9 protein-coding genes and 3 pseudogenes are annotated in these 13,512 nt (G+C 46.1%); 8 read left to right on the forward strand and 4 right to left on the reverse strand.

Annotated elements, in window-relative coordinates:
* Positions 1–178 precede the first annotated feature (178 nt).
* The 4 genes from nrdR (at position 179) to NC996_RS24695 (ending at position 3,873) form a co-directional block, all read left to right on the forward strand.
* Entirely contained in the window at positions 179–742 is a 564-nt protein-coding gene (gene nrdR / locus NC996_RS24680) for a transcriptional regulator NrdR (protein WP_190411293.1), read from the forward strand.
* A 65-nt stretch (positions 743–807) separates the two neighbouring features.
* On the forward strand, positions 808–1,647 hold the full coding sequence (locus NC996_RS24685) for a S1 RNA-binding domain-containing protein (protein WP_190683600.1): 840 nt from the start codon (positions 808–810) through the stop codon (positions 1,645–1,647).
* Positions 1,648–1,897: 250 nt separating this feature from the next.
* The gene (locus NC996_RS24690; protein WP_190411291.1) at positions 1,898–3,019 is read left to right on the forward strand and encodes a 30S ribosomal protein S1; all 1,122 of its coding nucleotides are present in this window, start codon (positions 1,898–1,900) and stop codon (positions 3,017–3,019) included.
* 107 nt (positions 3,020–3,126) lie between these two features.
* A complete protein-coding gene (locus NC996_RS24695) occupies positions 3,127–3,873 on the forward strand; it encodes an HAD family hydrolase (protein ID WP_190683603.1) in 747 nt (248 codons plus the stop codon).
* Between the two features lie 30 nt (positions 3,874–3,903).
* On the opposite strand, the pseudogene NC996_RS24700 reads toward NC996_RS24695, so the two are convergent.
* Positions 3,904–4,341, reverse strand: a pseudogene (locus tag NC996_RS24700) (hypothetical protein).
* Positions 4,342–4,647: 306 nt separating this feature from the next.
* On the opposite strand from NC996_RS24700, the gene metK reads away from it, so the two are divergent.
* The 3 genes and pseudogenes from metK (at position 4,648) to NC996_RS24715 (ending at position 8,123) form a co-directional block, all read left to right on the forward strand.
* On the forward strand, positions 4,648–5,904 hold the full coding sequence (gene metK, locus NC996_RS24705) for a methionine adenosyltransferase (protein ID WP_190411289.1): 1,257 nt from the start codon (positions 4,648–4,650) through the stop codon (positions 5,902–5,904).
* A 181-nt stretch (positions 5,905–6,085) separates the two neighbouring features.
* Positions 6,086–7,684: a glycosyltransferase family 39 protein gene (locus tag NC996_RS24710; RefSeq protein WP_199302957.1), complete on the forward strand. Its 1,599-nt coding sequence runs from the start codon at positions 6,086–6,088 to the stop codon at positions 7,682–7,684.
* A 50-nt stretch (positions 7,685–7,734) separates the two neighbouring features.
* A pseudogene (locus NC996_RS24715) lies at positions 7,735–8,123 on the forward strand (YkvA family protein).
* Positions 8,124–8,131: 8 nt separating this feature from the next.
* Here the strand turns inward: NC996_RS24715 and NC996_RS24720 are convergent.
* The gene (locus NC996_RS24720; RefSeq protein ID WP_190683612.1) at positions 8,132–8,875 is read right to left on the reverse strand and encodes an SIMPL domain-containing protein; all 744 of its coding nucleotides are present in this window, start codon (positions 8,873–8,875) and stop codon (positions 8,132–8,134) included.
* A gap of 255 nt (positions 8,876–9,130) precedes the next feature.
* On the opposite strand from NC996_RS24720, the gene NC996_RS24725 reads away from it, so the two are divergent.
* Positions 9,131–10,918, forward strand: coding sequence for an ATP-binding protein (locus NC996_RS24725; RefSeq protein WP_190683617.1), 1,788 nt, complete (start codon positions 9,131–9,133; stop codon positions 10,916–10,918).
* 503 nt (positions 10,919–11,421) lie between these two features.
* On the opposite strand, the gene NC996_RS24730 is transcribed toward NC996_RS24725, so the two are convergent.
* Positions 11,422–12,060, reverse strand: coding sequence for a PEP-CTERM sorting domain-containing protein (locus tag NC996_RS24730; RefSeq protein ID WP_190432880.1), 639 nt, complete (start codon positions 12,058–12,060; stop codon positions 11,422–11,424).
* 665 nt (positions 12,061–12,725) lie between these two features.
* Positions 12,726–13,430: pseudogene (locus NC996_RS24735) on the reverse strand (CHAT domain-containing protein); the annotation flags it as partial.
* Positions 13,431–13,512: the final 82 nt, after the last annotated feature.

Here is a 13,512-nt window from a genome sequence, read left to right on the forward strand (position 1 = left end):
ACAACTTAATATTTAGGAAAAGCTACTGAGCCGCAACTGTCTTAACCCTTGTATTTCCACAAGGGTTAAGATAATAACCGGCTCAGCTTTTCCAATTTTAGGTATTTCTTTAGTAAAGTGGCAGATAATTCTAATCCTTCCTCACGCTCGTCTATCCAACAAGCGAGGACTTTTTAAAATGCAATGTCCTTTATGCCAGTACACCGATAGCCGTGTCCTTGAGTCCCGTTCCACGGAAGCCGGACAAAGTATCCGGCGACGCCGCGAGTGTTTGAAGTGCAATCATCGCTTCACTACCTACGAACGCATTGAATTTGTTCCAATTACGGTGATCAAACGGGGAGGTCAGCGAGACTCCTTTGATCGTTCCAAGTTAATTCGTGGGATTGTTCGAGCCTGTGAAAAAACCGGCATCCCCCAAGGAACTCTGGAAGTATTGGTTGATGAAATTGAAGCAGAATTACAGCAGCGCATCATCAGAGAAGTCACCAGTCAAGAAATTGGGGAATTAGTCCTCCAGCGTCTGCAATCTATCAGCGAAGTTGCATATATCCGTTTTGCCTCGGTCTATCGGCAGTTTCAAGGAATTCGAGATTTTGTGGATACCTTGAATCATCTGCGAAGTCATGGCAGTGGAACAGAGGAAGACACTGAACTAACAGATCCTCTCGAAAATAATAAGCCTTCCTTATCAGAGCCTGGTGACACAGCAATCCAGGCTTCTTTGTTTATTGGTTATTAGTAACTAGCGGTTGACAAAGCTGCTATAGTATGCGCTAGAGATGCGGTGGTTACAGCCGAACATTTTTGAACTCGAATTTATCTAGCTTTCGTCCTGGCGACGTTGTAATTGGTAAAGCGATCGCTCTGGAGCCGGAAGGCGCTTTGATTGATATTGGCGCACCAACAGCTATTTTTCTCCCAATTCGGGAAATGTCAATCAATGAGATTGACTCTCCAGAAGAAGCCTTGCAATTGAACGAATCCCGCGAATTTTTGATTGTAAATCAATACGATGAAGCGGGGAATTTGATACTTGGTCTTTCGATACGACAGCTTGAGAAAAAGTTGGCTTGGGAACGAGTGCGTCAAATGCAAGCCGAAAACGTCACAGTTTACGCCATAATTTTTGAAACTCATCGCTTTGGCGTATCAGTTAAAGTTGAGGGGTTGCGCGGCTGTGTTTTACATTCTCGTCTCGATACCCGTAAGCCGAAAGAAGAGTTAATGGGAGAAGAAATCCCTATCAAGATCGTTGAGGTAGATGAAGACCGCGATCGCTTGTTTGTTTCCCATCGACTAGCACTGTATCCAGAAGGGATACAGCATTTAGAAGTTGGTCAAGTTGTTACTGGGAGAGTACTTGCACTCAAGCCGTATGGTGCATTTATCAATATTGCAGTCATTAACGCTCTGCTGCACATTTCCGAAATTTCCCACGCTGACTTTGACAAACCTGAAAGTATTTTTAAGGTCGATGATGAAATAAAAGCAATGATAATTTCGATGGATGCTGAGAAAGATCGCGTCTCACTCTCCACAAAAGCACTAGAACCCGAACTAGGTGATATGCTGAAAAATCCTCAGAAAGTCTATGAAAAAGCTGAGGAAATGGCGGCAAAGTACCGCAACCAGATGCAGAAATAGTAGTTGTTGCCTCAGATGTAGTCTTTAGCTGAAATACCGCTTACCTACTGCTAGGGAGCAATTTTAGCCAAACGGAGGATGAGCAAATTAAGTTATAATATCCTGTCTGGACAACTTCTCGCTCCTAGAAAATCTCATACAATAGGTTTGGCGAGAGAGCTATGTAGGTGTAAACTGCACGCGGTAAACGTGGGCGTACATCGACAGGAGGCACAGTTAAATACGGAGATAACACCAGGAAACGATACGCATGGTCAATCAGAAAACAACCGCTACAGCAGATATTGGATTTTCTCACGAAGATTTTGCGGCCCTACTCGATAAGTACGACTATCACTTTAATCCCGGTGATATTGTCGCCGGTACCGTGTTCAGTTTAGAGCCTAGGGGCGCTCTGATTGACATTGGCGCTAAAACAGCGGCTTATATTCCGATTCAGGAGATGTCAATCAATCGGGTTGATGCTCCGGAAGAAGTGTTGCAGTCCAACGAGACGCGAGAATTTTTCATTCTGACCGACGAGAATGAAGATGGACAGCTAACCCTTTCCATCCGCCGCATTGAGTATATGCGAGCATGGGAGCGAGTCAGGCAGTTGCAGACAGAAGACGCTACAGTGCGATCGCTTGTCTTCGCTACCAATCGCGGTGGTGCATTGGTACGGATTGAAGGATTGCGCGGGTTTATTCCTGGTTCTCACATCAGCACTCGCAAACCCAAGGAAGATTTGGTTGGTGAAGAACTACCGCTAAAATTCTTAGAGGTAGACGAAGACCGCAACCGTCTAGTTCTGTCACACCGACGGGCGCTAGTCGAGCGGAAGATGAATCGTCTGGAAGTGGGCGAGGTCGTTATTGGAACAGTACGAGGCATCAAGCCTTATGGTGCATTTATCGATATTGGCGGCGTCAGCGGACTGCTGCACATCTCCGAGATTTCCCACGACCACATCGACACACCTCACAGCGTCTTCAATGTCAATGATGAAGTGAAAGTGATGATCATTGACCTTGATGCTGAACGGGGACGGATTTCGCTCTCCACCAAGCAGCTAGAGCCAGAACCAGGCGACATGATCAAGAACCGCGATCGCGTCTATGACATGGCGGAAGAAATGGCGGCTAAGTATCGGGAGCAGATGCGAGCCAAGCTGCAAGGCACTACGATACCTTCTATAGAAATCGGCGTTTCTGACGAAGAAGCGCTACCTGCTATCGAAGATGAAGACGTGCCACCTGCTACAGAAGAGGCAGAAGTGCCACCCGCTATCGAAGCTGAAGAGGTGCCACCCGCTACAGAAGAGGAAGAAGAGCCGTCTGAGATCGAAGCTATCGAAGCTAAAGAGCTGACACCCGCTACAGAACAAGAGTAATTTTGTTAGGGGAAAGACATTTCAGATTTGAAATTTGAAATTAGTGATGACCAAAGAGGGAATTTCCCTCTTTTTTTATTGCAGTTTAATGAGTTGAGGGGGAAATTTTGGTAACAATTCGCTGTCGAGAAGTCACGTTCCCGAATATCCAGGCGGTAATTTTTGACAAGGACGGTACCCTAGAGGATTCCGAGTCATTTTTGAGAAAGTTGGGGCAAAAGCGATCGCGCATTATAGACGCTCAAATCCCCGGAACCGGAGACCCTTTATTAATGGCGTTTGGCATTAATGGAGACACTCTCGACCCTACGGGGTTATTAGCAGTAGGTAGTCATGGAGAGAATGAAATTGCTGCTGCTGCTTATATTGCTGAGACCGGACGGGGGTGGCTGGAATCAAGAGCGATCGCTCGTCGCGCCTTTAATGAAGCAGATCAATTTCTAAAAGATGCTGCCCCTTCCCCCTTATTTGTCGGTTCTTTGGAAGTGCTGCAACTTCTGTTTCAAGCTGGCTTAAGATTAGGAATTTTATCAGCTGCTTCTACGTCACGAGTAGAAGCATTTGTCAAACGCCATCAGCTCTCGCCCTACATCCAGCTAGAGATGGGAGTGGATGAAGGTCCCACTAAACCCGATCCAGCTTTATTTTTGCAAGCTTGCCAGAGACTGGGAGTTTCACCCAGCAATACTCTGATGGTGGGAGATTCTGCCGGAGATATTCAAATGGCACGTCAGGCGGGTGCCGCTGGTTGTGTTGGCATCTGCTGGGGAAAGCCGGAGGCGGCGCATCTAGAAAGTGCAGATGTCGCGATCGCGCAACTCGACGAAATTCAAATTTTGGATGCTAATGGCTAATCGGTGAGAACCCCTGATACCCGTTAGCCATTAGCTATCAGGCAAATTCCCAAAGCGATCGCGATAACGAGCTAACAGGTTTTCCATATCAGCAAGCTGTTGTTGAGCAAATTCCCGCTGCTGGCGCTCTTGTTCGGCTCGTTGGCGTTCTTGTTCGGCTTGTTCTTCTGCATGCTGTCGCCTCTGAGTTTCCTGCTTGAGCGCCTGCATTAGCTCATCGGCAATTAGCAACTTTTTCCTAGTATCTTCTCGGTAAAAGCCAAGTAGTTTCCCTTTTAGGAAAGCCTTGGGAATAGTCAAGAAACTGGTTAGCAAGAACAGTTGCCTGACGCTCTGCCAAGTATTGTTTGAGGACTTCCAAAGTCGTCAAAATGGCATAGAGATGGTCATAGGTTTCTGCTACTGGTTCACCATCGGCACTAGGGTAAAAGATTTCTGCGGTTGGGCTGTCGGTAAAATTGCTGTCATCACTAGCACCGTCTCAGCGTCACCGATTTATTTGTAATTGGCATGAGCGCGATCGCTTTCGTGTCCACCAAGAGCGACTATTCTGATAAAAATCATCGAAAAATTCCCGCTACAAAGCCAATCCCGATGTCTTCCCACTGTAACGCCAAATACTAGGGCAGCCGATTCGCTTCATCAAAGCTTTATCAAATAAATTGACCATAATAGCGATCGCGTCTCAATGTTTTTAGGATCGCAGGTTAAAATAGCTTAACTTAACTCAAATCACTGCCCTAGCAAGAGCCATCATCCCAGGAGGAATTGCCCTTGTCTCGTCGCTACCTATTTACGTCTGAATCTGTTACTGAAGGTCATCCCGATAAAATCTGCGATCAGATTTCTGACACCATTCTAGATGCGCTACTGACACAAGACCCCAGCAGCCGCGTCGCCGCAGAAGTCGTCGTCAACACCGGCTTAGTGCTAATCACAGGTGAAATTACCACCAAAGCTCAAGTAAATTTCGTTAACTTAGCCCGGAAAAAAATTGCAGAGATCGGCTACACCGATGCCGATAATGGCTTCTCTGCCAACAGCTGCTCAGTCTTGGTTGCCTTGGATGAACAATCCCCAGATATTGCCCAAGGTGTTACCACCGCGCAGGAAACCCGCGAAGAAGCCAGCGACGACCAATTAGACGCCATTGGCGCTGGCGATCAAGGCATCATGTTTGGCTTCGCCTGCAACGAGACACCGGAACTGATGCCCTTGCCGATCAGTTTGTCACACCGAATTTCTCGCCGCCTTGCAGCAGTTCGGAAAACTGGACAATTGCCTTACCTGCGTCCAGACGGCAAAACTCAAGTAACGGTTGCCTATGAAGGTGGGAAACCCGTTGGGATTGACACCATCCTGATTTCCACCCAGCACACCGCCAACATTGGTGAAATTAGCGAGCAATCCGCAGTCCAAGCCAAGATTAAAGAAGATTTGTGGGCGGCGGTTGTACAACCCGTTTTTGCGGATATGGCGATTCAGCCGGACGAAGAAACCCGCTTTCTAGTCAACCCCACTGGCAAATTCGTCATCGGGGGACCTCAAGGCGACTCTGGTCTGACTGGGCGGAAAATTATTGTTGATACCTATGGCGGCTACTCCCGTCATGGTGGCGGTGCCTTCTCCGGAAAAGACCCGACAAAAGTAGACCGCAGTGCGGCTTACGCTTGTCGCTATGTGGCTAAAAACATTGTGGCGGCTGGCTTGGCAGAAAAATGCGAAGTCCAGTTGAGCTATGCAATTGGCGTTGCTCGACCCGTCAGTATTTTGGTAGAAACCTTCGGTACCGGCAAAGTAGACGATGAGCGCTTACTGGAACTGGTGAAACAGAACTTTGAATTGCGCCCAGCGGGGATTCTCCAAGAATTCAAATTACGTCACCTACCCAGCGATCGCGGCGGTCGTTTCTACCAAGATGTCGCTGCTTATGGTCACTTTGGACGGACGGATTTAGATTTGCCTTGGGAACAAACTGACAAAGCAGCACTCCTGCGGGAAGCAATGACCGAGTGTGAAGCGACTGCTTAACCCTTGTACTTCAAGTACCTGAATACCTCGAAGCTTAAAGCCGAAGAGATGCTTGCTTTGAAAAAAGCAGTTTCCTCTCGGCTTTTTTGTGAGGGTCAACAAAAAAGTTTAGATAAAAAAAACTTAAAATCTTCTAGGCTAATTTTCAACTAAATAAAATGACTGCTTAATGAGAAGTCAAATGCTTAAAATCTCTCGCCTACAGGCATTATTACCCTATTTGACCTTGTTACTTTGGTCAGTCCCTTTATTGCTATTCAGTCACGAACAGCAAAGCCTAATGGCGCATGATGAGGGACTTTACTCTTGGCGAGCTAAATTAATAGTGGAGTCTAGCAACTGGTTAAAGCCCTCTATCGCTAATTATGGTAAAACTCCCGGTGCCTATTGGTTGATTGCCAGTTCATTCTCGCTGTTCGGCATTAGTGAGGCAACTGCGCGAATACCGAGCATCATTGCTGGCATCATTAGCGTGATATTGGTCTATGAAATTGGGACAATTCTGTTAAGTAAACGAGCTGCATGGTTAGCAGCGGCAATTCTAAGTGTTGAGTTTTTTTGGTTTCAATATAGTCGATTAGCCGTTCCAGATGTGCCGATGGTTTGCATGGAACTTTTGGGTATTTGGTCTTTATTAAAAGCTGAACGACATCCAAAATATCAAGGTTTTTGGAGCTTTGTCGCTGGTATAAGTTTAGGCCTGGGCTTCTTAATCAGAAGCTATATGATTTTTTTGCCAGCGATCGCGCTTTTACCTTACCTAATTTTGGAGCATCGTCGTCACAGACATCTCACAAATCCCATGCTCTATTTAGGCTTTGTAGTTGGCTTCAGTCCAACAATCGTCTGGCTTTTGAATGGTTGGCTGTACTATGACAAAGATACTTTTCAGGAATTGTTCCAGTTTATTTTCAGGCTTAGCTCAGATGAAAGTGATGGAAATACATGGCCTTACTATTTCTGGAATGTTCCAGCCAAAGCTTTTCCCTGGCCTTTTTTCAGCCTATTAGGTATAGGCATTTGTTTGCGAAATCTACTTCCTCCACAGAAGCTAATATTAGTTTTCCTTCCGCTGATTTTGTTTGTAGAACTCAGTTTTTTCTCGACTCGTTTGCCCCATTATGCTTTGGCTCTTTATCCTTTTGTGGCTTTATTGGCAGGACTTGCTTTGGATTGGCTTGCCAGAATTTATGAGAACAAATCGCCGCGAAAATGGCTTCCGCAAAATCTCAGTTATGCCTTTGGGGGGTTAGCTTGCTTATTAGTGTTAGCAGGTGTGGCGTTGTACGGTAGTTTTCCGATTCCTGGCGTGAAAGGGGATGCACAAATACAAAAGTATGGAGCGATCGCTCTCGGTTTGGGGTTGGGATGGCTAATGTTACCAGTGGTATGGATGGGTCGTTATTACTTTGGCAAGAAGTTTTTAACGGCTCGTTATTGGTTAGCAGCTTGGTTGGTAGGACCTTGGTTTGCTTTAGCCGTAGCGGGAAGCACCGGTTTAATCGGAGATTACAACCCTGAGATCAAAGCATTAATGCAGCAGCCGGAAATTGCCACTGTGTTACAAACTCATCCAGTGAATTGGATCAGAGGAACGGGAAAAACTGGAGTGCTACTATGCTTTTACACTCCCGATTTGGCGAAACAGGTTAAACAAGTTTCAGAGCTGCAACCGTCTAGCTACGCTTGGATTAGGTCAGAACAACTCGCCAATTTATCCTCGCCTTACCGAGCGATCGGGAAAGTCCGAGAGTGGCAACTTATTCAAGTATTGCAGTAAGCGATCGCTACAGCTTCATTAGCGTTTAACGTTCATTCAGGTCAACGCAAATGCAGAGATGGAAACAACAACTCCATCGGTTGAAAAAAGAAACCTACGCAATTTACTTGGCTTGTAAAGATCCCAGAGTTCCTTGGTATGCAAGGATATTGGCTGGGTTGATCGTCGCCTATGCCTTTAGTCCGATCGATATCATTCCAGATTTTATCCCAGTCATTGGTTATCTAGACGATCTGATTCTTGTGCCGCTGGGAATTTGGCTGGTACTGAAGATGATTCCCCCAGCCGTGATGGCGGATTTTCGGGAAAGAGCAACAACTGCGATCGCTCAAGATAAACCTACGAATTGGATTGCTGCCTTTATTATCGTAGCTATCTGGTTTGGGTTAGGGATTTGATTTTAGGTGGAATTTGGATTGGACGCATCCTGAAACGTTAAGCCGCTCTTTAATAGCGAATTTGCAAGGTAACGGATGAAATAATCTTCTGTTCGCCACCCACAACCGGCGTGTCAGCAGCCTGATTTCGAGGGGATAATAAAGCCTGCTCGGAGGCGATGACTGGCTGTGGTGGATTGACTCCATTGATTTGAATGCTGACAATTTCTCGCTGATTGAGAGCGAGTGCCCCCAAAGCCGCTGCTGCTTGCTTCTGGGCGTCTTCGGAGGCTTCCTTAATCGCTTCTTGTTGAGCCTGCGCGATCGCTTCATCCGCAGCAACAAGACTAACGCCATCAATTCGTGTTGCACCGGCTTTGATGGCATCATCTAACAGCGTCCCGGCTTTTTCATGACCAGTCCGAAAACTTACAATGTTGGTGCCGATATATCCATTCAGGGTTTGCTTACCGTCTTTGAAACTATAGTTAGGAGCGAGAGTAATTCCAGTCGTTTTTAGTTCTTCCACCTGACGGGATTTCAGCAGTTTCACTACCGCAGAAGAGCGTTGGGCGACTTGCTGCTGAACGTCCTGAGAAGTTTTCCCCTGAACTTCCACACCCAAACGCGCTTGCGCGATCGTTGTCGGAATGCTGACATCTCCTTTTCCGGAGACAGTGAGGCTTCTGGGTAGTTTCTCTAGCGTCGGGGCAGATTGGCAGGCACTCAGGCTGAGGATACCCAGCGCTAGAGAAACAATTTTTACACGATTCCAGAAATTCGGCTTAGCCCTACACGGGAGAAAGCGATTCATATTTTGGAACACAAATTAGAACAACAAATAATCTCGTGTTCCTAATCTGGCACTGTAGCTTTCGAGTAGTGCTTTAGGTTACATTTTTGGAAACTTAACCCTTTCCTCGATCTTGTTTAAAACACCATACAAATCACATTGGCTCAGCGGTGGTGCTGTTATAAAAGAAGTGGAGCTAAGGGTCGAGCGAGACTCGACTCGATCTAATAGGGCTGATTTGGTCATTTTTAGCAGCAAGGCAAGGAATTTGTGCTGATGCAACCTCAAGAGCCAACCGCTGCTGACGACACCACAGAGAGCCAAAAAGTTTTAGCGACTCAGCCGCTCTCGACCGACTGCCACTCGCTAAAATCTCTCTTACCTTGGAAACCGAAAGCCGGTTCTTGGCGCATCCACCAAAAGATTGGCTACGGCTATTTCCTAGCAATTGCGATTGGCTTTTTCGGTTCGCTAGCTGGGTTAGTAATCGCAGACTATTACCAAGGGCAAGGCGTCAAACAACTCAATGATGCCCACGTACAAGCACAACTGCTCGGAAATTTTAAGGATGCGGTCATCGAGGTGCAATTACATGGTTCGCATTTAGCTGCTGTACTAGAGGATTCACAACAGCTGCAATTGGAAAAAGCGCAATTTTTCGACTGTGTTAGCAAAGCTAAGAAGTTGAGGTTGGAAATTGAACGCTTCATCAAGAGCAACCCTGCCTGGTTAGCAGCAACCCCCGACACAATACAGGAATTATTGCAGGCTTACACGACTACTTTGGACTCCTACGTTCAGCAAACTGAGTCTAGCTTGCAACCAATTGACCAATTGCAATTGCAGCCAAAGGCGGTTGAGTCAGCGCGACGGCAACTACTCATCGCGATCCGTGGGGAGTCAGCGATGACTTTAGAGCGCTTCAATGCACAATTGAGCAACCTCCTTGACATGGCTCAAAAGCAGGAGCAGCAAGGGAGAGAAGTGATGGAGAATGCTCAAGGACTGGAGAAAATCATTATTATCTTGAGTATGCTTGTTTCGGTTGCGATCGCAGGGACGATGGCGCTGCGTACCAGTCGCGCGATCGCTCAGCCAGTCGTCACGGTTACTCAAGTGGCTCAGCAGGTAGCACGGGAATCTAATTTTGATCTGCGTGCCCCTGTCACCACTGGCGATGAAATTGGGTCATTAGCCACTTCTCTGAATCATCTCATCGAACGAGTATCCGAGCGTACCAAAGAATTGCAACAAGCGAAAGAATTAGCTGAAGCTTCTAGTACCTCCAAAAGTCAGTTTCTGGCGAATATGAGCCACGAGCTGCGTACACCCTTGAATGCCATCATTAACTTGAGCAAACTTCTCGAAGAAGATGCCCAGGATCTCGGCTTAAGCGATGAAGATTTTATTAGCGATCTTCAATCAATTAACTCTGCTGGCAAACATCTTCTGGCACTGATTAATGACATCCTCGACTTGTCGAAAATTGAAGCCGGGAAAATGACTCTCTACCCGGAAACGTTTGATATCAAAATGTTGATTATTAGCGTTGTCATAACAGTAAAACCGTTAGTAGAGAAGAATGGAAATGTCTTAGACGTTCATTGTGACGAGAATCTGGGCACCATGTACGCTGACCAGATTAAGGTGCGGCAGATATTGTTTAATTTGCTCTCCAATGCCGCCAAGTTTACCGAGCAAGGTAAAGTGACGCTGACGGTGCAGAAAGATGAAAGCGCGAGCGCTCAGAGTCAACTATCAGCAGCAAGTCTAAAAACCCGAAACTCTGACTCATCCTTGACCCTAAATCCTTCATCCTTAAAAACGTCCTTCATCGTTTTTCGGGTCGCCGATACTGGGATAGGTATCTCGGGTGAACAACAACAGCAATTGTTTCAAGCCTTTATGCAAGGAGATGCCTCGACGACGAAAAAGTATGGCGGTACTGGACTGGGGTTGGCGATTAGCCGTCATTTCTGCCAGATGATGGGGGGTGATATTACTGTAGAAAGTCAGGAAGGGATGGGGTCTAGTTTCACGGTTCGCCTCCCCTTGAGTTTGTAAAGGACAGGGCTTACGCAAGGGACATTTCAGTCCAGTTTCACCATTGACGTACAGACAGCGGCGTCAAGCCAATGCCCCGAATCACGCGATGCTCATTCCCACTGTATTGCCGCCTGACCAGTATTGTCGCCTGACCAGTTCAATCGAGTCTGAATAACGCTTGTCTAGAACCGTATCATTTAATAGCACTTAGGCATTCTCGGACGGTTGTAGAAGGGGTTCCACGGTGTCCCGTATCATTTAATAGCACTTAGGCATTCTCGGACGGTTGTAGAAGGGGTTCCACGGTGTCCCACAACTTTCGAGGCGTCAACTTCTCGCCACACAGATAGCGATTGATACGAGCGAGCCTAATACCCTCAAGATGATCGACCAATTTCGTGACCGTGTTGTTGACAGGACTGCTCAGTAGATATTGGCAGTAGTCGAGTTTGGTGAAGCTGATCTCCTCAGTTTAAATTGCTGCTGCGTAAGCCCTGTTTAAGCTTTTTGAGCAGTCTTCTTTAATAAGATTTTTGAGCAGTCTTCTTTAATAAGAAGCTCAGGCCTAAGACACAAAGACCTGCCATCGCACTGGGTTCCGGAACAGGATTGGGAGATGGAGCTTGACGAAGCGTCACAGTTAGCAGTTCTGGAGGAATATCTGTACGGAGAGAGCCAATAGTATCTTCTCTTCCGTAACCAATGCGTAATGCATAGTCGTTGGGGTCACTAGAGAGTTGATTGACTAAAGAAAAATTATCAAACCAGAGAACAAAGAAATAAGAGGTAGGAATGGGGACTGGATCCGGTAAATTTAAATCAAAACCTCTGAAAAAGAAGCTCAAACTAGAAAACTCTCCTGGCCCAATTCCACCGCCAAACCCCGCAGAAGTAGTCGCTCTAGTATTCACATTTGCCGTATCAGAATATGGAACTGGCGAACCGTCTATTTTAAGGTCTGATATCGCGTTTGGGAAGAAACCAGCGGTTGGAGAAGAATCCTGATCTGTCACCGAGGTATCTAAAGTAAAAGAAATTTCTTTTCTAAAACTTCTTAAAGAAAAGTCCAACAGAGCAGCTTCAGAGGGAGCTGAATTTATACTCATTGTGAGCAACGCTGCTCCCCCGACAATTCCTGTAAATTTTCTCATTAAACTCATAAAGTGTTCCTCTCATGCAGAATTAAGTTGAAGCCGAGAATGTAGACAGACCCAGCAGTTAGAATTCCTTGCGTACTAAGTTGCAATTAAAGGTGCCCTAGCCAGGTATTGAATACAACTCAGCCGTAAAAGGAAGCCTACTATTCTCCTCTGTGAATTTCTAGTAATTCCACGTAGACTTTACTGAAAAAATAAAAAGTATCCATATATAAACAGCTTATATATGTAAAGACTTATTAAATGTAATTTAATTAGAGTGACCTACCAACGGCTTGTCTAGCCATGAAAGTTAGTAAAAATGGGAGACTTGATGAAAAAACTAAATCACAAATGGACAATTTTTCTAAAGCTTGCCTAAGTATAAATACGTAAATTCATTTAATTCATAATTAAAACTTATAACTCGTTCTGAAATCAGTGGAGAGTTGAGCTTTATTCCAGCTTCATAAAGATTCAGTAGTTACGCAGTTGAGAAAAAAGGGGAGGTGAGGTAGAACTACTTAGGAATGAAGCCAGCGAAAGTCAACCAACCCGATTACATTAACTTCCTGATTGCAACGCAGGATTGTGCGAGATGCTGTTCGTCACTACTTGGCGGCTCCTTGTTTCATTCTTAAGCCAACTGTGTAACTCCTGAGGGAGCTAGAAGCGATACAGTTCGGTTGTTATTTCCACTCGCCTTGCAGCACGAAAGCTGCCCAGTAATAGGGTGCTTTCCATTCCGTTTTTTGCCACATTTCTATCTGTGCTGCTCTCAATGCCGCTGCTGGCTGTAGATTTTTTTCCAGCATTCCTTTATAAAATTTGGTCATTAACTCGGATGTTGCGCGATCGCTAACACTCCACAAACTCACTACCACTCGCGGCGTACCCGCATACATAAAGCCGCGTGTCAAGCCTACTAATCCTTCGCCTTTGACTTCTTCACCTAATCCCGTTTCGCAAGCACTCAGTACCACCAGTTCAGCTGGCAAGTTGAGATTGAAAACATCGTGCAGTCGCAAGAAACCATTCTGCGATTCCCCTTTTTCATCTAGCAGAGACAGCACCACCCCTGATAATTCTGGATGCACGCTGTTGAGGATGCCATGAGTGGCAAAATGCACGATCCGGTACTGGCTGAGTTCTGGGTTGGTTGCAAAGGCGCGATTGGCAGCAAAATCGAAGGCTTGCTTGCGTTCTGCGGCTGGTACCAGGGATAGAATCTCCTCCGCTTCTTGCCGGGTAAAGGGTAGACGCTTAAAAGTGACATCCGATTCTCTAGCGGATCTTGCTAAAGCACTGAGTGCAAGGTTTTCTCCGATACTCCCCTGCTTCTCTGTCTGCCCTTTTGCTTTATTAGACCTCTTGCAAAAGTCGTCGCTGGGGTAATATGAGGTCTGAAATTATGCGCTCGCTCACCTGTCTTCTACGCTCACCCCTGGTAATTCATAAGTAAAGCTAATGAAATAC

It is taken from the genome of Trichocoleus sp. ST-U2 (assembly GCF_039961875.1).
In the GTDB taxonomy this organism is placed as follows: Bacteria; Cyanobacteriota; Cyanobacteriia; order Cyanobacteriales; family FACHB-T130; genus FACHB-T130.